The following is an 18,878-nucleotide window of genomic DNA, read 5'->3' on the forward strand; positions in this document are numbered from 1 at the left end:
CGTGAGTACGTTTGAACGCGACGCGCTTTAGCGTCCGCTCCAGTACATTCCTACACAGCATTGAGGAAACTTCGATGAGCACTTTCGTTCCGGCGTCGCGCGTGTCCAGGATCAAGGTTTCGCCAAGCACGGCGGCCGCCGCCCGCGCCCGCGAACTGAAGGCGGCCGGCCGCGATATCGTCGATATGACCGTCGGCGAGCCGGACTTCGACACGCCCGACAACGTCAAGGCGGCCGCACACGCGGCGATCGACCGGGGGGAGACCAAATATACGCCGGTGAACGGCACGCCGGCGTTGCGCAAGGCCATCATCGGCGATTTCGAACGCCGCCTCGGTCTCAGCTACGCCGACAACGAGATCTGCGTCGGCGGCGGCGCCAAGCAGATCCTCTTCCTGGCATTGATGGCGAGCGTCGAGAACGACGCGGAAGTGATCATTCCGGCGCCGTACTGGGTCTCCTATCCGGACATGGTCATCGCCAATGACGGCAAGCCGGTCATCGTCCAATGCCCGCAGGAACAGGGCTTCAAGCTGACCCCCGAGGCGCTTGAGGCCGCCATAACACCGAAGACGCTTTGGCTCGTCCTCAACGCGCCTTCCAATCCGACGGGTGCGGCCTATAGCCGGGCCGAGCTCGAAGCGCTTGGTCAAGTGTTGCTCAGGCACCCGCAGGTCTTCGTCCTTTCCGACGATATCTACGACCAGGTCTGGTTCCGCGACGAGCCGATGACGACGCTCGTCGCTGCGGTGCCGGAGCTGAAAGGTCGCGTGCTGCTCACCAACGGCGTCTCGAAGTCCTATGCGATGACCGGCTGGCGCATCGGCTACGGAGCCGGCCCGGCGCCGCTGGTTGCGGCGATCAACAAGCTGCAGTCGCAGATGTCGTCCTGCCCGTCGTCGGTAAGCCAGGCCGCCGCCGCGCATGCGCTGTCGTCGGATCAATCCTTCGTCGCCGAAAGCGTGAAGGTCTACAAGGAGCGTCGCGACTACGCCTGTGCCCGGCTCAATGCCGTGCCGGGTCTCTCCTGTTTGGTGCCGGACGGGGCCTTCTACCTGTTTCCGAACTGCGCCGGGGTGATCGGCAGGAAGACGCCCGAAGGCAAGACGATCGAGACGGACCTCGATTTCGTCCTCTACCTGCTGGACGGCGTCGGGGTCGCGGCGCTGCAGGGCTCCGCCTATGGCCTCTCTCCTTACTTCCGCCTCTCGATCGCGACGTCGATGGAGGCAATCACCGAAGCATGTGATCGCATCGAGCGGGCCGTGGCCGCCCTGCGTTAATCGAGTACGGCCGGTGGGTCTTGCATCGCTCCGGCCGCAGGCTTTACGTTTCCATGAAACAAGAAGCCGGTGGCCATGAGTGTCGATTTCAGAAAACTGAAAAGCTTCGTCAAGATCGTCGACACGGGCAGCGTTTCGCGGGCAGCGGGCATCCTGCGGACCGCGCAGCCGGCGCTGTCGCAACAGATCGCCTCGTTGGAGGCGCACTTCAAGCACAAGCTCCTCATTCGCAGCAATGTCGGCATAGCGCCGACCGAGGCGGGACTGATCCTCTATCGCCATGCGCAACTGATGCTGAAGCAGATCGAGCAGGCGCAGATCGACATCGACCAGGCCGCCAAGTCGGTGGCCGGCCGCGTCTCGATCGGGCTCGCGACCTATTCCTCGTCCAGCGCCTTGTCGCTGCCGATCCTGAAGGAGATGAAGGCGCGGCATCCCCATATCGTCGTCCACATCAATGACAGTTTCGGCCAGATCCTCAGCGAGCTGATCATGACCGGCAAGATGGACATGGCGCTGATCTATGCCGCGGACCCCATCAAGGGCGTCACCCTGCAGCCGCTGTTTCGCGAGGAAATGTTCCTGGTCTCGCCCCCGGGCATCGACCTGCCTGGCGAGAGCAACACGCCGCTTCCACTCTCGGAGCTCCAGGAGATACCGTTGCTTCTTCCGAGCAAGGCACATCTGCTCCGACGTCTGATCGACGATGCGCTGGCGAGGGCAAGGGCGACGCCGGAGGTCGTCTCGGAGATCGAATCCGTTCCTGCCCTGAGCGCGGCGGTCCTCGAGGGGCTCGGTTCGACCATTCTCCCGGCCTCGGTGGTCACCGAGACGGCGAGCTTTTCCGGGGCGCAGGTGCGGGCGCTGACGAAGCCTGTCATCGACGCGACCGTCTCGCTTTGCGTGGCCGATCATCTTCCCTTGTCGGAACCGGCAATCGCCGCGCGCTCGGTACTCCTGGATGTCGTCGGCAAGCTCATGAGCAGCGAACATCCGGGAATCCGGCCGGCCTGAACGGCTTCCCGCTTGCCTCCGATTGCAATCGCAAGAAGGCTTACGGGTTCATTGCGTTTGTCATTCTCGAGCAGCGATGTGTTGGCAAGGGTTTGTATCGCGCACTTGCGCGCGCCGAACGCTCTCCTCCCGGATCATCCGGGAGCGAATGGGATTCTTGTGATACCACATCCTTTCCGGTGGATGACAGGCAACGATCAGGACGCTTGCCAGGCTTGCAACTGACTGACCGGAGTTGTCGCCCCACCGCAAACGACGATCAAGACGCGCTGATGTGGCGCCAATCGATCGAAGTGTGAATAGGCGACCGCCAATGCTGCGCCGCAAGCCGGCTCGACCACCACGCGGTGATCGTCGAGGAAGCGCGTGCATGCTTCGAGGGCCGATCGGTCGTCCACGACGACGCTCTCGACCGGTCGGGTGCGGGCTATCTCGAAGGCGCGTTCGCAGACCTTTCGGGCACCGAGCGACGTTGCAATGCCGCTGACCGAGGGGAGTTCCACCAGCTTTCCAGCCTTGATCGAGGCGGCCAGCGACGCCGTCCCTTCGGTCTCGGCGGCGATGATCGGGATGTCCTGAAGTCCGTTGCGCGCCAGCCCCTCCGCAACGCCGGACAGGAGCCCGCCGCCGCCGACCGAAAGAACGACTGCATCGAGGGAGAGGCCGGCTTTGACGACTTCATCGATTATCGTCGCATGTCCTGCCCACAAAATCGGATCGTCGAAGGGGTGTATGAAGGCGGTTTCCGCATCGACAGCCGCAAGAGCGCGCTCGTTTGCGTCCTGCCATGACGCCCCGTGGACGAAAACCTCAGCCCCCTCTTGGCGGATCAGCGACTTTGCTCTTTCGGTCGTCGTCTCCGGAACAAAGACCGACACCGGAACCGAGAGGCGGCGTCCGGCATAAGCCACAGCGATGCCTGCATTGCCCCCCGAGGATGACACAAAACGCCGTTTTCCGTTTCTGACGTGGTGTTCGCAAGCCGCTCCAATACCGCGGATTTTGAACGAGCCGGGGGGTTGGAGCGCATCCATCTTCAGCCACACGGACCGTCCGGTGGCCAGACTTAGGGGGCGGGACTCGAGCAGCGGAGTTTCGAGATGAAGTGCCATGGATTGTCTTGCTGAGGTTGATGACAACTCGCCGAATACGCCGAAACACTGTCGACGACAAACAATTTAGCAGATCTTGAAGCGACAGGTTTGCCTCTGGTTCTTGAACAATGGCCCTCCTTGTCGCCGAGCGTTAACCGCGGCATCGACCTCCCCGTGGGGGCCACCATGTCCGTAACCCCGTTCTCACCTCTGCCATAAGCAAACCCTATAGCGGCAGACTGTAGTTGTGTTGGCCAACCCGCCGGCCGTTCCCCTAACCTTTGAGCAGACATCGGGTCCGAAGCGTCGGATCCGCCCACAACGGCGCTTCCCGCGCCGAACAGTCGCTTCGAGGGAAACATGGCAAAACTGGCTTTCGACACGGGCGGTACCTTCACGGACTTCGCTCTCCTGGACGACAACGGCGATCTCCATCTGCACAAGGTTCTCAGCACGCCGAAGAACCCGGCCGAGGCGGTCGTCCAGGGTGTCTCCGAACTTCTGGAAGAGTTTTCCGGCTCGATCGCCATCGAGAAGCTGCAGGTTCTCGGCGCGACGACGGTCGTCACCAATGCCGTCCTCGAACGCAAGGGTGTCGAGACCGGTTTCGTCACGACGGAGGGCTTCCAGGACATGCTGCGCATCCGCAACGAGGGCCGTTACGATCTCTACGACCTGAACATCAAATATCCCGATCCGCTGGTGACGCGTGCCAACAGCTTCGGCGCCGCCGAGCGCATCGCTGCCGACGGCTCGGTGATGACCGAGCTCAACGAAGAAACGGTGCGCGAGATCGCCGGGCGCCTGAAGGAGAAAGGCATCCGTTCCGTCGCCGTCTGCCTGCTGCATGCCTACAAGTATCCCCAGCACGAACAGTGCGTTGCGGCGCTGCTGCGCGAAGAGGATCCGGACATCTTCGTATCGCTCTCCTCCGAGGTCTGCCCGGAAGTCCGCGAGTTCGACCGCGCCTCGACGACGGTCGTCAACGCCTATACCCGGCCGCAGATGGCCGGCCACGTCGCCCATTTGCAGCGCGAATTCGCCAAGAAGGGCATTGATCGACAAGTCCTCTGGATGACCTCGTCGGGTGGCCTCGTGCCGAGCCGGCGCGCCGCCGAGTTGCCGGTCCGGCTGATCGAGTCCGGCCCGGCCGCAGGCGCCGTCGCCGCCGCTGAATTCGGCCGCATCGCCGGCGAGGGCAGCGTGCTGTCTTTCGACATGGGCGGCACCACCGCCAAGCTTTGCCTGATCCCGAACGGCGAGCCGACCGTCGGCACCGACCTCGAGGTCGCCCACTACCAGCGCTTCCGCAAGGGCTCCGGCTTCCCGCTGAAGATCCAGTCGATCCAGATGATCGAGATCGGTGCGGGCGGCGGTTCCATTGCCGCGAAGAATCCGCTCGGGCTCCTCGACGTCGGCCCGCGCTCCGCTGGCGCGCTTCCGGGCCCGGCGGCCTACCAGCGCGGCGGCACCGAGCCGACGGTGACCGACGCCGACATCCTGCTCGGCTACATGGGCACCGAGTCCTTCGTCGGCGGCTCGTTCAAGGTCTCCAGGGATGCTGCCCTCGAAGCGATGACGAAACTTGCGCAGTCTCTCGACGTCAGCGTCGACCGCTGCGCCTGGGGCATTCACGACCTCGTCAATGAATCGATGAGCAAGGCGGCTGCGATGCATGCGACGGACCTCGGCGTCGATCCGCGATCACTGCCGATGGTCGCCTTCGGCGGCGCGGGTCCGGTCCACGCCTATGGCATCGCCCGCAAGCTCGGCATCAAGCGGATCATCTGCCCGACCGGCGCCGGCGTCACTTCGGCAATCGGCCTGCTGATCGCCCCGGTCGCCGTCGATCTCTCCGCCAGCCATCCGATGGCGGTCGACGCCTGGGACATGGACGCGATGAACCGGCTTCTGGCCGACCTCGCAGCCCAGGGCGCCGAAGTCGTCGCCGCGGCCGGCGTGGCCAAGGACACCATCACCAACCGCTATACGGTCGACATGCGCTATGTCGGCCAGGGCCACGAGATCACCGTGGCGCTTCCGGACCGCAGTCTCCCGAAGGAAGACTTCCTGAAGCAGCTCCTCGAGAACTTCTCGAAGCTCTACCGGGAGCTGTTCGGCCGAACCGTGGCTGCATCCGTCGAGGTCATCACCTGGCGACTTCGCGCAAGCGGCGAGAAGGATCAGGTCACGCGGCCGCACGAGGCCGAAGTCGCCGATGCGAGGAAGGGGAGCCGCCAGGTCTATTTCCAGGAAATCGGCAGCTTCACGGAGACGCCGGTCTACGATCACTACAAGCTTCCCGTCCTGCAACGGATCAAGGGCCCGGCGATCGTCGAACAACGGGAATCGACCGCGGTGGTCGGCCCAAGCGGCATTTTCCACGCCGACGCGAGCGGCAACCTCGTGATCAACATTCAGTAAGGACACCACGATGTCGAAGCCCGCTATCGATTTCCACGATCCGATCAACCTGCAAGTGATGTGGAACCGCCTGATCTTCATCGCCGACCAGGCAGACAACGTTCTCGGCAAGACGGCCTTCTCGCCAATCGTCCGCGAGAACCATGATTATGTGACGGTTCTGCTGGACAGTCGCGGCCGGGCACTCGCCCAATGCACATGGTCGATTCCCGTGTTCATCACCTCGCTGCCGGCCGCCGCCCAGAAATACTTTCTGCCCAAGTTCCCGGCCGAGAAGTTGCAGGAGGGCGATGTTCTCGCCACCAACGATCCGGAGATCGGCACCGGCCACCTTCCGGACGTCACGATGATCACGCCGATCTTCAAGAACGGCAAGGTCGTGGCCTATGCTGGCTCGATCGCCCATCTTCCGGACATCGGCGGCGCACCGCTGCATTCCGAGGCAAGCGACATCTTCGAGGAAGGCATCCGCTTTCCGATCGTCAAGCTGATGAAGGCCGGCGTTCCCAACCAGGACGTCTTCGACATCATCGCCGCTTCGGTGCGCCTGCCGACCGAAGTGCAAGGCGACCTGGAATCGATGATCGCCGCCAACAACGTCATGGGCCGCGAATTGCTGAAATTCCTTGACGAGTACGGTCTCGACGAGATCGACGGGCTGGCCGACGCCATCCATTCACGCTCGGAGGCGCAGACCCGCAAGGCGATCCGCGAATGGCCGAACGGCACCTACAGCGCCGAGGTCCTTCTCGACGGCTACGACGAGGACGTCAAGCTGAAGGCGAGCGTCGTTGTCAAGGACGACTCCATTCATGTCGACTATACCGGGACCTCCGATCAGGTGCTGCATTCGATCAACTGCCGCACGAATTATCGCTATGCGCATTCGGTCTATGCGTTGAAGTGCCTGCTCGATCCGGAAACGCCGAACAATGAAGGCTGCATCGTGCCGATCACCGACGAAGCGCCGCTCGGCAGCATCCTGAACCCGCAGCCGTGGACGGCGGGCAATTCGCGCAACCTCATCGGCCACGTCATCCCGTCGCTGATCTTCAGGGCGCTGGAAGGCGTCGTTCCGGAGAAGGTGATGGGCGACAGCGGCGGCGCGCCGATCTGGGCCGCCAACTGCGTCGGCCAGCGTGACGACGGCAGCCAATATGGTTCCGTCCAGAACTTCCATGGCGGCCAGGGTGCGCGCGCCGAGTTCGACGGTCTGGACACATTGAGCTTCCCGTCGAACTGCAAGGTCACGGCGATCGAAATGTTCGAGATCGCCGTGCCGGCCCTGACCGAGCGCAAGGAACTGATTGCCGACTCCGGCGGTGCCGGAAAGCATCGCGGTGGCCTTGGCCAGCGGGTCGTGCTGCGCAATCTCGGCAAGGCCCCGATGAGCATCTACATGGCTTCCGAGCGCGTGCGCCATCCCTGCTTCGGCGTCGTCGAAGGCCAGAACGGCAGCGCCGGCAAGGTCAGCAGGGAAGGCAAGCCGCAGTTTCCGAAGGGCAAGGTCGTCCTCAAGATCGGTGAGCGGCTGGAGGTCGAGACCCCGGGTGGCGGTGGCTGGGGTCGTGCAAGCGAACGCTCGCGCGAGCTCATCGAACAGGATCTCGCCGAAGGCTTGATCACTCCGAAGGCCGCCAAAGCGATTTACGGCTACAATGGCCGATCGGCCGTGGCCGCGGAGTAGGAGAGGCAAATGGGTCTCATCGACGGGAAGATCGCGCTCGTAACGGGAGCGGGGACCGGGATCGGGCGCGAGGCCGCATTGCTCCTCGCCGAAGCAGGGGCGTCTGTGATCCTGACCGGGCGTCGCCTCGAGCCTCTTCAGGAGGTGGCGGCGGAGATCGAGCAGAAAGGCGGCAGGGCCGTCGCCCGCTCGCTCGACATCGAATCCCGCGAGGCGATCTTCGCCGCGGTGAAATGGGCGAGGGACGAAATCGGTCCCGTCGACATCCTCGTCAACAATGCCGGCAGCGCCAGCAAGGTGCTGAACGCGCGGTTTCTCAGCGAGGAGGAGTGGAATTCCACGGTGAATGTCAACCTCACTGCGGTCTTCAATCTCACCCAGGCCGTGCTGCCGGACATGATTGCCAAGGGCGAGGGGACAGTGATCACCGTGTCCTCCCTCGCAGCGCTCAACCCGAACCTGCTCGGCGGTGCGGCCTATGGTGCGGCGAAGGCGGCCGTGAAGAACTTCATGACCTTCCTGCACAACACCCATCGCAACCAGGGCATTCGCGCCACGACGATCCTGCCCGGCGAGACCAACACCCCGATCATGGAGAACCGGGCCCGGCCGCCGCTCGCGGAAGAACGTGCCGTCATGCTTGACCCGCATGATGTCGCCAGGGCGATCGCCCTCTGCGCGACCCTGCAGAAGGGCGCCATGATCCCCGAGTTGCACATCTGCCCGACCTTCATGCGCGACACCTCGGCCGACATCGAGACCGCCCGCTGGGTGGGTGCGCCGGCGGACACGCCGGATCTGCCGAAGAAGAACAAATAGGAGGAGCACCATGAACGGCGCGAAACTGCGTGCCCGGCTTCAGGCCGGCGAATCGATCACCATGTTCACGCCGCACCACGCCTCGTCCGGGCTTGCGGCGCGCCTGGTGGAGCTCGGAGCCGACTCGATCTTCGTCGATTGCGAGCACGGCACCTGGAGCTTCGAGGACGTCCGGATGACGTCGCAGATCGTCAGGTCCGTTGGAGGCGCCGCGATCGTCCGGCCGCATTCCCACGAGCGATCGGTCCTGATCCGCTATCTGAACGCAGGCGCCGATGGTCTGATGGTGCCGATGGTCGATACGGCCGAACAGGCGCGCGCCATCGTCGAAGCGGTCCGCTACGCACTGCCCTCCGAGCACGAGAAGCGGCTGGTCGTCAGCATGGTCGAAACGTTGGAAGCGATCGAAAATCTCGACGAGATGCTCGCCGTGGACGGCATCGACGTCTTCTTCATAGGCCCCGGCGACCTGTCGCAGAACATGGGCTTTCCCCCCGCGCCGCGGTTCGGCGAGCCCCGTCCGGCCGAAGTCATGGAGAAGGTGGCTGTTGCCGCGAAGAAAATCCGCAGCGCAGGCAAGATCGCCGGCACGCTGGTGACCGCCGAGGAACTGCCGCACTGGCTGAAGAGGGGCGTCCAGTTCTTCTACATCCATTCGGACCCGTTCCTGCGGCGCGGCCTCGCCGGCATCCAGACGGCGCTCGGCCGCTGAGGCTTCGACGCGTCATCTGCACAGGGGTCTCGTACCTATCGTACGAGATAGGTCTCGGTTCGGCCGATGCCCTTCAGGTCGAGGACGCAGCGTGGTTCCAGCGCCCACCGGCCGCGCAAGGCGCGCCTGGTCGCCTCCGAGATCTGCACGCAGTCCGGCACACCCTGGGATTCGAGCCGGCTCGCAATGTTCACCGTCTCTCCCCACACGTCGTAAACGAAACGAAGCCGGCCGATCAGCCCGGCGACGACCGGCCCCGAATGGATGCCGATCCGAACCCGGAAGCGTTCACCGTCATCGGCCGTGTCCCGCAACGATTCCAGCATCGATTTTGCGAGAGCGACGATCCGGTCGGCGTGGTCCGCCGAAGGCTCCGGGATGCCGCAGGCGGCCATGTAGGCATCGCCGATGGTCTTGATCTTCTCGACGCGATGCTGCTCGGTGAGCAGATCGAACGTGCTGAACATCCTGTCCAGTCGCCTGACCAGATCGGTCGGCGGCAGCCTTGCCGCAATGGGTGAGAAGCCGACGATATCGGCAAACAGAATGGACACCTCGTCGAAGCGGTCGGCGATGATCTCCTCGCCGCCCTGCAGCCGGGCAACGATCTGGTCCGGCAGGATGGCGTGGATGAGGGAATCGGCGCGCCGCTTCTCCGTCTCGATCCGTTCAAGATAGCGGTGCTCGCGGTCGAGCCAGCGCTTCTTTTCGAGGGTGGAGTTGATGCGCGCCCGAAGCAGGATGGGATTGAATGGCTTCGTCAGATATTCGTCGGCGCCTGCCTCGATGCAGCGGGCCACCGCGGCCACTTCGTTCAGCCCCGAAATCATGATCACCGGCACGTGCCGCCATCGGTCGTCCGCCTTCAGCCGCGACAGAACCTCGATGCCGTTCATGTCCGGCATCAGGATATCGAGCAGTAAGAGGTCGAACTCCTGCTCCGTCAGTCTCGCCAGCGCCGAGAGGCCGGAATCCGCCGTGACGACACGATGGCCCTCGCGTCGAAGGCGGCGGGAGAGAAGGTCGCGATTGCTGGCGACGTCATCGACGACGAGAATCCTGCCGCCCTGATCCGGCCAGGCGTCTTGCTCCGTCCTGAACAGGACCCGTTCAAGCTCGGCGGCGTCGAGCCCGCCCTGGTCCCTCGGCTGAAGGGCCTCGATGGCGCCTCCGTGCGAAAGACCGGCGATGGCCTCGACCTGCTTCAAAAGCTCGGCGGCCGCTGCCAGTATCACACCGAGATCCTCCTTCAGCGTATGCGGCTGCAGCTCTGCGGCCTCTTCGAGGATCATCTCGGAATAGCCGATGATGGCGTTGAGCGGCGTGCGCAGATCGTGCCGCAACCGTGCATCCGCCTCGGCTGCGTCTTCTGCGGGACAGTTCGCCTTGTCGTCGATCAGGCGATCGATGAAACCGTTCAATTGGGTTGCTGCAGCGCCGATCCGCTCGAGGTCGGCCAGCATATGGTTCAAGCCGAGGTCTCGCGCCTGTTCGAGCAACAGTTCCTGAAAGCCCAGGATCGCCTGTGCGGGGCCGGCCATTCGCTGTGCCACATGGGTGGCGAGGGCCTGACGCTGGAATTCGTTTCCGACGCTCATTTTTCAAACGCCACTCAATGAGGTGTGGTGAGCAACTGCTCGATCTTGCGGACAAGCTGCGGCAGGTCGACCGGCTTGCTGTCATAGTCGTCGCAGCCGGCATCGAGCGCCATGTCCCGATCGCTCGCCATGGCGTGGGCCGTCAGCGCTATGACCGGGATCCCGCAGGTGACCGGATTGGCCTTGATCTGTCTGGTGGCTTCCCAGCCGTCCATGACCGGCAGGCTCATATCCATCAGGATCAGGTCGGGCCTTTCCGAAGCGGCGATCTCGACGCCATCCTTGCCGTTCTCGGCAATCAGCACGTCGAAGCCGCGACGAGACAACCGCCGTGAAAGCATGTCGCGGTTCATTTCATTGTCTTCCACCAGAAGGATTCTCGTCATTTCCGGTCTCCTTCGGCTGGTGCAGGTTTGCTCGGGCGCCCCTACAGCGCCGTGCGTCTTTCAGACGCACAAAAGACGTTGCGGCTCTTCGGATCGCTGCATGTTATCCCTGGATCGGCTACGATCTAAAGAAACATGCAGTAGGCTTTAGCCGCCGTCGACGGACTGACCGGCCGTTTCACGCGATGCGATCTGGCGCTCGAGTGCCTCGACAAGTTGCGACCGGCTGTTTGCCCCCTTGTTGACGACGGCGACCGCCCGTTCGCGCAGCCACCGCAACTCGTTTGCCGAGAGGTCCTTCGACGTGACCACCACGACCGGGATGTTCTGCAGCTCGGGGATCCTCTGCATCTCGCTGAGCGTCTGGAAACCGTCCAGTTCCGGCATCAGAAGATCGAGCAGGACCAGGCGCGGCAGAAGCCGTTTCATCGCTTCGAGACCGCGGATGCCGTCGCCTGCCTCGTGAACCTTCCAATCCCTCTTCACCAGAATGCGCCGCAGGAAGTCGCGGGAAGCCTGATCGTCGTCGACGATCAGCACGTCGCGGTTTCCGCCCCCGCAAGCCTCGATCGTCCGGATCAGCTTGTCGGTGTCGATCGGCTTGGTCAGGTATTCGACCGCTCCGAGCGAGAGCCCAAGTTCGCGATCCGCCAGGATCGTCGCCAGGATCACCGGGATGGTGCAAAGGTCGGGGTCGCCCTTCAGCGTGCGCAGCACCGACCAGCCGTCCTGGCGCGGCATGATGATGTCGAGGATGATGGCGTCGGGCCGATACTCCCGGGCGACCGCTATTCCTTCCGCTCCGCTTGCCGCCTGCATCGAGGCAAGGCCCGCTTCCGCGAGCGCCTTGGCAATCAGGTTGCGGGCGGCCGGGTCGTCGTCGATGATGAGCGCGGTGCGGCCCGGCTGGATGATTGGCGATGGCTCGGCTGCCCGGGGCACTTCGGTCTCCCGTCTGCACTGCGCCGGCACTTCCATCGTGAAGACCGAGCCCTTTCCGGCTTCGCTTTCGACATTGACGACGCCGCCGATCATGCGGCTGAAGCTGCGGGTGATGCTCAACCCCAAACCCGTTCCGCCATAGTTACGGGTGGTGGAAGCATCGGCCTGCGTGAAGGCGTTGAAAAGCCGGTCGAGCTGCTCCGGTGTCATCCCGATGCCGGTATCCGATACCTTGAAGACAAGCCAATCGCCGTCCGCCCGCCCTTCACGCCGAGCTGACAGCGTGACGCGGCCGCCGGTGGTGAACTTCGCCGCGTTGCTGAGCAGGTTGAAGAGATTCTGGCGCAGCTTGGTCTGGTCGGAGTGCATCTCTCCAAGCTCGCCGTCGAGCTCCTGCACGAAGGCGTTGCGGTTCTTCGCCATCAGCGGAGCGACGGTCGCGCTTACGTCGCCGAGCAATTGGGCGACGCCGAAGCTTTCGAGGAAGACCTCCATCTTGTTCGCCTCGATCTTCGACAGGTCGAGGATGTCGTTGATGAGCGACAGGAGATGCCGGCCGGCCGAGGCGATTTTTTCCAGGTCCGGGACCAACTCGTCCTCATCGTGATCGCGCGCCTCCTCTATCAGCATCTCGCTGTAGCCGATGATCGCATTCAGCGGCGTGCGCAACTCGTGGCTCATCGAGGCGAGAAAGCGGCTCTTGGCCTCGCTTGCCGCTTCGGCATTGCTCTTCGCCCGCTCCAGCTCGACCTGCCGCTGCTTGAGCTCGGTGATGTCGGTATAGACCGCCACCGTTCCGCCGTCCGGGATCTTGCGCTTGGTGATGCGCACCCACTTGTCGTCGAACCGCCTCTCGTCGACGAGGCCGGCCGGATCGCGGTGGAGGCGTAGACGTTCCTCGATCCATTCGTCCGGCGCCTTGCCTTCGAGGTCCACTTTCCCTTTCGCGAGGTTCTGTTCCAGGATTTCGCGGAAGCTCTTGCCGCGAAGCTCGTTCGGTTTGTGGCTCGGGAAAATTTCGCAATATCTGCTGTTGGCGACCAGGATTCTGTCGTCCGGATCATAGAGGACGAACCCGTCGGAGATCGCCTCGAGTGCCGCGGCGATCGTCCGCCTCTGCCGCTCCGCCTCGTCTTCGAGCTTCTTCTTTTCGATTGCGTTCTGCTGGAAAAGCGAAAGCGTTTTCGCCATCGCTCCGAATTCGTCGCCGCCCTCCTGAGGGATCTCCACATCGTAGCGGCCTTCCGTCAGGTCCCCGATCACCCGATTGAGGCGCCGGAGCGGGCCGACGATCGAGCGCAGCACCAGGAGCGTCAGGAGCGAGCCGATCAGGACGACGCCGCCGACCAGGATGGCGGCCGTCGTGGCCGTCTTCTGCGTCTGCGCCACGACCTCGTTGCGGGCCGCCTCGGCATCGGCCTTTACCTGCTCGACGAGCCTGTTGAGATTCTGATCGACGTGGCCGCTGTGGGTGCGTGCCTCCGCCAGCAAGGTGTTGCCGAGGATGCGGTTGTCCGCGGTATAGCTTTCGGTCGCCTGCAGCGCCGTTGCGACATAGGCATCGATTTCCGTGCGGATTTCCCTGACGGCGTCCGGCGAATGCTTCGCAAGGCGTTCGAGCTGGACCTGCAGGCGTTCGCGGGCCTGTTCGGCATTGCGCTGCGAATTCATCAGCAGGCTGACGGAGAGATCGGTCAGCCAGTATCTGAGATCGCCGAAGGCGACATGCGCCGCCGCCGCCGATGCGGCGCGGTCGAACAATTCCTGGGTGTCGGCCATGCGCTCGGCGCTGCGGTGGAGTGCCTGGGTGAGAAAGACCGATGACAGGACAAGGCTGATCAGGCCGGCCGCGGTCAGCGTCGCGACGCGGGCGGAGATCGGCAGATTGGCAAGCCGGCCGGCGAACGTCCTGGCCGGCGCCGCGATTGCCTCGACCGGCCGCAACCGCTCTCCCAGCGCGCTCATTGGAACAAGACGATGCTGATCGCACCGCCGAGGTCGCCCGCCTTGCCGCCCTCCTTCGGATAGCCGGTCACGTCGATTTCACCCTTCGGGGCACCGTGACAGATGAGGCAGGAATCCGTGTAGTATTCCGGCAGCAGCATGCGAAAAGCAGGGCGGCCGTTCACCTCCGTCACTTCCGTGTAGCTGTCGTCCTTCGGCCGCTGCGGATCCGGGAAGACCTCCTCGATGACCTTCGCCTCCCAGGCGTCTGGAAGCGACTTGCGGTTACGCACCAGGACCTCCGGCGCAGTGACGCGGACCAGCGCCTCGTTTCCCACTTTGGCGGCGAATTTCTCGTTCATCAGGCGGGCGAAAACGGCCGGGACAAAACCTTTGAAGGCGATGCCGGGCCGGTTTATGTCGTCCTGATGCTCGTCGATCACCTCGCGCATGGCATCGACCTGAGCCTGCAGCAGCTTGCGGTCGCGCTCCGCCAGATCGTTGGAGATCAATTGGCTGCCGGTGCGCTTGCCGTAGAGGGCGATGGCCTCCGCCGTGAAACGTTCGCCATCGAGATGCTTGTCTGCGACGGCCGGATCGTTGATGAGCGTCTGATAGTTCGAAAGGACGCTCCTGGCGGCCCTGAGCAATTCGGCGAGTCGCGTTCCGGTCGCGACATCGGCGGCCTCTTCGGCCGCCACCGGAGAGGCGAGAAGCATGCAACCCGATAAAACCGCCAAAATGCAGTTTCGTGCGAAGATTGTGAGAGCTTCCATATTGCTGTCCTTCCGCAAGGAAGCGAAGGGCGAAAACATAGCACAGGAAGCACTTTGGAAGGAGTCATCTATGGAACGCAGGCTGGCAAGGCTCGATCGCGAAAAGCATCCATTTTTGGTGCGCTGCGAGCGGTAAGCCGGAAGGGAGTTGTCGTTTCGGTCGTCATGCGTAGTGTACGCAGGCTCAATTTCGGGCAGGGGACTTACTTCATGAAGCATTCTGTCTTGGTTGCCGCCACCGTGGCGGCGATCGCATTCTCATCGGCGGCTCGGGCCGAGGATCTGATCTTCACGTTGAAGAACGACACAAGCGCGACGCTCGTTCGTTTCCACACGTCGCCGGTCGGGGTCGAGGAATGGGAGGATGACGTGTTCGGCAGCCAGGTTCTGGAGCCGGGCGAATCAATCGAACTTACGATCGCCGACGGCCGGGACGTCTGCGAGTACGACATGCGTTTCGAGTTCGATGAGAACTCGAATCTCGAGACGACGGAAGACAAGCAGGATCTCTGCAAGCTCGGATCCTACACAATTCACGAGTGATATCGCTGTGAGCGAAAGGCGATCCCGCCGCTACTCGGCCGCGGGATCGCCGTTGCCGCGCCGGTTGCCCCGGCGATCGATCAGGCGCCCTTGTTGAACGGCCAGCGACCGGTGATCCGTCGCCACAGACGGTCGAGTGCTCTCCAGACCGGAGCATGCGCTTGCATTGCCGAGGTGGCCTGAAGCAATAGCCACGGAAATTCGCCTGACCTTTGAGAAAGGTAGGGCAGCACGTGAGCTTCTATGTCTGCGCGGGCTTCTGCCACGGCGAGCACTACGCTCGCCGCGTCCTTCGGAAGATAGCGGTACCAATGATCCTGCCGCTCCGGGCGCAGGAAGCCGATGCGCTGGCGAGCCTGGCATTCATGCTCGGCAACGCTGGCCTTTGTCGGCCGTGTATCGGGGGTCACGCCGATATTCACCGTGAAGCGGGAATCGAGCTCGGTATTGGTCATCGACCGTTGTAAGGCGATGACCTGGACGACGCCGTCCATGCGTCGATTCCACGTCTGGCCGTGTCTCAGAAATCCGACCGAACCGAGGTACGGAGCCAATTCCTGGGCGATCACTCGTTCGAAAGCGTTCATCCGTGCAAATCGCCTTTGGGCGTGGCGAATTCCCCGGCAGCCGGGGCGACGACCCTCTTACCTGATCGGCACAACGGAGTCAGGATGCCTTCACTACAGCGCCGCGCGCCTTATCAGGCGCGCAAAGGTCGCTGCAGCACTTTGACTTGCTGCATGTCTTTGTCCTTAAATCGAGGTCGATTTAAGGACAAAGACATGCAGTAGGAATGCCCTGACCGTTCTCGGTCAGGGCGATTCTTGATCTCGAGGTGTGAAAAAAGAGCGGTGGCACGGCAATGCGGCCGCAAACGCCAACAGTCGACCAGATCAGCAACGTCAGAGGTTGTGCCAGAGCAGAAATGAAAATACATGGTTGCATTGGTTTTGCAACTAGAAATTAGGGGATTTGGAAGCGTCGCGCGGTAGCCTCGATCTGTTCGTGGTCGCTTTCGTCGAATCTCCAGTCAATCTGCCGCGCGGCGGTAGCTGGCCGAGGCCCATGCGGCCGCCGAGCCAATACATGCACTGTCGATCCTGTGTAAGCTTGCGGGCCCGCCAACGGCTCCGTCGCGCCGTGGTTTTTTGCTTGTAGCTCTAGTCGCTGGAGGTTGTAGCCTGCTCTTGAAGCTAGAAGGAGCAACGCATGACAGGTCCGGTTCGGGAAAGCAGGTATCGCGTCGAAGGCATGGATTGCGCGTCCTGCGCAGCGAAGATCGACACCGCCGTCAGGCGGGTCGTCGGTGTCGAGGACGTCAGCGTGTCGGTGACCGCGGCCACGATGACCGTGCGGCATGCCGAGAACGACGCTGTCGTTCCGGCGATCATGCAGAGGGTCGCCGGGCTCGGCTATGGGCTCTCGCCGCTGGCCGGCGAAGCGGCGGCCCGTTCTTCGGCCTCAAACGAGCATGCTTGCTGCGGCCATGCTCATCCGGTGTCGGGTGACGCTCAGGATCATGGGCATACTCATACTCATACTCAGGACGTCCACTCCGCCCACGCTTCCGACCATTCGAAACCCGGCGCCGCTGCGAACCACGAACGCCGCTCCGCGCCGTGGTGGCGAACGCGAAAGGGCAGGCTGACGATCGCCTGCGGCGTCGCGCTGGCCGGCGCCTATGGTCTTGGAAAGCTCTTTCCTGCGACCGAGGCCTGGATTTTCACCCTTGCCATGCTTGTCGGCCTGCTGCCGATCGCCAGGAGAGCGGTCATGGCTGCACTGGCCGGCACGCCGTTCTCCATCGAGATGCTGATGACCATCGCGGCGGCCGGTGCGGTTTTCATCGGCGCCGGCGAGGAGGCGGCGATGGTCGTGTTTCTCTTTCTGATCGGTGAACTCCTGGAGGGGATCGCCGCCGGCAAGGCCCGGGCGAGCATCGAGGCGCTGACCGCACTTGTGCCGAAAACGGCGCTGATGGAGGCAGACGGGCGTATGACCGAGGTTCCGGCGGAGAGCCTGCCGGTCGGTGCCACCATTCTGGTTCGTCCCGGCGACCGGCTCGCCGCCGACGGCGTGATCCTGGCCGGCGAGAGCGGCATTGACGAGGCGCCGGTGACCGGCGAGAGCGCGCCCGTCTCGAAAGGCCCCGGCGACAGCGTCTTCGCCGGCACGGTCAACGGCGACGGAGCCTTGCGGCTGCGCGTCACCGCCGCGGCCGCCGACAACACCATCGCCCGCGTCATCAGGCTGGTCGAAGAGGCGCAGGAGATGAAGGCGCCGACGGAACGGTTCATCGACCGGTTCTCGCGCCGTTATACGCCGGCCGTAGCCCTCGTCGCGGCACTCGTTGCGACGGTGCCGCCGCTTTTCTTCGGCGGGCTCTGGCAGGAGTGGATCTACAAGGGGCTCGCGCTTCTGTTGATTGGCTGCCCCTGCGCTTTGGTCATCTCCACACCGGCGGCGATCGCCGCGAGCCTTTCGGCCGGTGCCCGCCGCGGCCTGCTGATCAAGGGCGGCGTCGTGCTCGAGAGCATCGGCAAGGTGACGGCCGTCGCCTTCGACAAGACCGGCACGCTGACCGAAGGTAAGCCGAAGGTGACGGATATTCTTGGGTTCGACCTGTCCGAAGCGGAGGTCCTCGGCCAGGCGGCCGCTCTCGAACAGGGATCGAGCCATCCGCTGGCCCAGGCGATCCTGTCGCGCGCCGAGGCCGACGGAATTGCCCTGCCGGCCATTTCAGATATCAAGGCCCTCGGCGGCAAGGGCGTCAGCGGCAGGGTGGCGGGCGCAGAGCTCTTTCTCGGCTCGCCGCAGGAGGCTGGCCGCCGCGCGCCTTTGACGGCCGATGAGAAGGCGCAGGTGGCGGCATTGCACGATAAAGGGAAGACCGTTTCGGTGTTGATCGCCGGTGGTCGTGCCGCCGGCGCGCTGGCGATGCGCGACGAGCCGCGCGCCGATGCCGTAACCGGTGTAAAGGCGCTGGCCGACAGCGGCCTTCGCGTCATCATGCTCACCGGCGACAACCGACGCACCGCGGAGGCCATCGCCGGCCGGCTCGGGATCGAGGCGCGCGCCGAACTCCTGCCGGAAGACAAGCAGCGCATCGTCGGCGAATTGAAGAGCGAGGGATACGTGGTCGCCAAGGTCGGTGACGGCATCAACGACGCGCCGGCGCTGGCGGCGGCCGATGTCGGCATCGCCGTCGGCGGCGGCACCGACGTGGCCCTCGAGACGGCAGACGCCGCGAGCCTTCACGGCCGCGTCACGGATATCGCCGCGATGGTGAGGCTGTCGCGCCGGACGATGCGCAATATCTACCAGAACATCGTGATCGCGCTTGGCCTCAAGGGCGTCTTTCTCGTGACGACGATCGCCGGTGTCACCGGCCTCTGGCCGGCGATCCTTGCCGATACCGGCGCCACCGTCCTGGTGACGATCAACGCGCTGAGACTGCTGCGGGCGCCTGCGAAAGCATAGGTGGCGCAACCCCTCCCCAACCCCTCCCCACAGGGGGAAGGGGCTTACGTCGCTGCGCCGTTTCCCGCTCCATCTCAACCTTGCGTCTCTGCGACGCCGGGAAATGGCAGCCGATCAAGGCGCGCTAGGGCCCCTCCCCCTTGTGGGCTATGGCATTCACACATCGTTGTTGAAGC

The 18,878-nt window shown here is 63.7% G+C and carries 15 protein-coding genes; 9 read left to right on the forward strand and 6 right to left on the reverse strand.

Annotated features, from left to right (window positions below):
- Positions 1 to 74: 74 nt before the first annotated feature.
- Positions 75 to 1,283, forward strand: coding sequence for an aspartate transaminase (locus N181_RS25475; RefSeq protein ID WP_037399197.1), 1,209 nt, complete (start codon positions 75 to 77; stop codon positions 1,281 to 1,283).
- Between the two features lie 75 nt (positions 1,284 to 1,358).
- The gene (gene nac, locus N181_RS25480) at positions 1,359 to 2,297 is read left to right on the forward strand and encodes a nitrogen assimilation transcriptional regulator NAC (RefSeq protein WP_037399193.1); all 939 of its coding nucleotides are present in this window, start codon (positions 1,359 to 1,361) and stop codon (positions 2,295 to 2,297) included.
- Between the two features lie 197 nt (positions 2,298 to 2,494).
- On the opposite strand, the gene N181_RS25485 is transcribed toward nac, so the two are convergent.
- A complete protein-coding gene (locus N181_RS25485) occupies positions 2,495 to 3,409 on the reverse strand; it encodes a pyridoxal-phosphate dependent enzyme (protein ID WP_037399191.1) in 915 nt (304 codons plus the stop codon).
- A 342-nt stretch (positions 3,410 to 3,751) separates the two neighbouring features.
- Between N181_RS25485 and N181_RS25490 the strand changes: the two genes are divergently transcribed.
- Genes N181_RS25490 through N181_RS25505 form a run of 4 tightly spaced genes read left to right on the forward strand, consistent with a single transcriptional unit; the run spans position 3,752 to position 9,033 of the window.
- Positions 3,752 to 5,815 carry a hydantoinase/oxoprolinase family protein gene (locus tag N181_RS25490; protein ID WP_037399237.1) on the forward strand — a complete coding sequence of 688 codons (2,064 nt, stop codon included), beginning with the start codon at positions 3,752 to 3,754 and terminating at the stop codon, positions 5,813 to 5,815.
- Between the two features lie 10 nt (positions 5,816 to 5,825).
- The gene (locus N181_RS25495; protein WP_037399188.1) at positions 5,826 to 7,502 is read left to right on the forward strand and encodes a hydantoinase B/oxoprolinase family protein; all 1,677 of its coding nucleotides are present in this window, start codon (positions 5,826 to 5,828) and stop codon (positions 7,500 to 7,502) included.
- Positions 7,503 to 7,511: 9 nt separating this feature from the next.
- Positions 7,512 to 8,321, forward strand: coding sequence for an SDR family oxidoreductase (locus N181_RS25500; RefSeq protein ID WP_037399181.1), 810 nt, complete (start codon positions 7,512 to 7,514; stop codon positions 8,319 to 8,321).
- Positions 8,322 to 8,331: 10 nt separating this feature from the next.
- The gene (locus N181_RS25505) at positions 8,332 to 9,033 is read left to right on the forward strand and encodes an HpcH/HpaI aldolase family protein (RefSeq protein ID WP_037399178.1); all 702 of its coding nucleotides are present in this window, start codon (positions 8,332 to 8,334) and stop codon (positions 9,031 to 9,033) included.
- 35 nt (positions 9,034 to 9,068) lie between these two features.
- Here N181_RS25505 and N181_RS25510 read toward each other — a convergent pair whose 3' ends face one another.
- From N181_RS25510 to N181_RS25525, 4 genes are all read right to left on the reverse strand, one after another.
- Positions 9,069 to 10,631 carry an adenylate/guanylate cyclase domain-containing protein gene (locus tag N181_RS25510; protein WP_014330482.1) on the reverse strand — a complete coding sequence of 521 codons (1,563 nt, stop codon included), beginning with the start codon at positions 10,629 to 10,631 and terminating at the stop codon, positions 9,069 to 9,071.
- Positions 10,632 to 10,645: 14 nt separating this feature from the next.
- Complete coding sequence (locus tag N181_RS25515; protein WP_014330483.1) at positions 10,646 to 11,017, reverse strand: response regulator; 372 nt, start codon at positions 11,015 to 11,017, stop codon at positions 10,646 to 10,648.
- 147 nt (positions 11,018 to 11,164) lie between these two features.
- Positions 11,165 to 13,924: a response regulator gene (locus N181_RS25520; RefSeq protein ID WP_037399177.1), complete on the reverse strand. Its 2,760-nt coding sequence runs from the start codon at positions 13,922 to 13,924 to the stop codon at positions 11,165 to 11,167.
- Positions 13,921 to 14,679, reverse strand: a complete 759-nt coding sequence (locus N181_RS25525; RefSeq protein ID WP_014330485.1) for a Tll0287-like domain-containing protein — start codon at positions 14,677 to 14,679, stop codon at positions 13,921 to 13,923. The genes N181_RS25520 and N181_RS25525 overlap by 4 nt, the downstream gene beginning before the upstream one ends.
- On the opposite strand from N181_RS25525, the gene N181_RS34330 reads away from it, so the two are divergent.
- Positions 14,621 to 14,815, forward strand: coding sequence for a hypothetical protein (locus N181_RS34330; protein ID WP_162129709.1), 195 nt, complete (start codon positions 14,621 to 14,623; stop codon positions 14,813 to 14,815). The two genes, N181_RS25525 and N181_RS34330, sit on opposite strands and share 59 nt — an antisense overlap.
- 74 nt (positions 14,816 to 14,889) lie before the next feature.
- Entirely contained in the window at positions 14,890 to 15,222 is a 333-nt protein-coding gene (locus tag N181_RS25530) for a hypothetical protein (protein ID WP_014330487.1), read from the forward strand.
- Between the two features lie 80 nt (positions 15,223 to 15,302).
- On the opposite strand, the gene N181_RS25535 is transcribed toward N181_RS25530, so the two are convergent.
- Entirely contained in the window at positions 15,303 to 15,716 is a 414-nt protein-coding gene (locus tag N181_RS25535) for a DUF4304 domain-containing protein (RefSeq protein ID WP_234885972.1), read from the reverse strand.
- A 715-nt stretch (positions 15,717 to 16,431) separates the two neighbouring features.
- Between N181_RS25535 and N181_RS25540 the strand changes: the two genes are divergently transcribed.
- Positions 16,432 to 18,702: a heavy metal translocating P-type ATPase gene (locus N181_RS25540; protein WP_037399174.1), complete on the forward strand. Its 2,271-nt coding sequence runs from the start codon at positions 16,432 to 16,434 to the stop codon at positions 18,700 to 18,702.
- The last annotated feature ends 176 nt before the right edge of the window (positions 18,703 to 18,878 follow it).

Origin of the sequence: Sinorhizobium fredii USDA 205 (genome assembly GCF_001461695.1) — a bacterium.
Taxonomy (GTDB): Bacteria; Pseudomonadota; Alphaproteobacteria; order Rhizobiales; family Rhizobiaceae; genus Sinorhizobium; species Sinorhizobium fredii.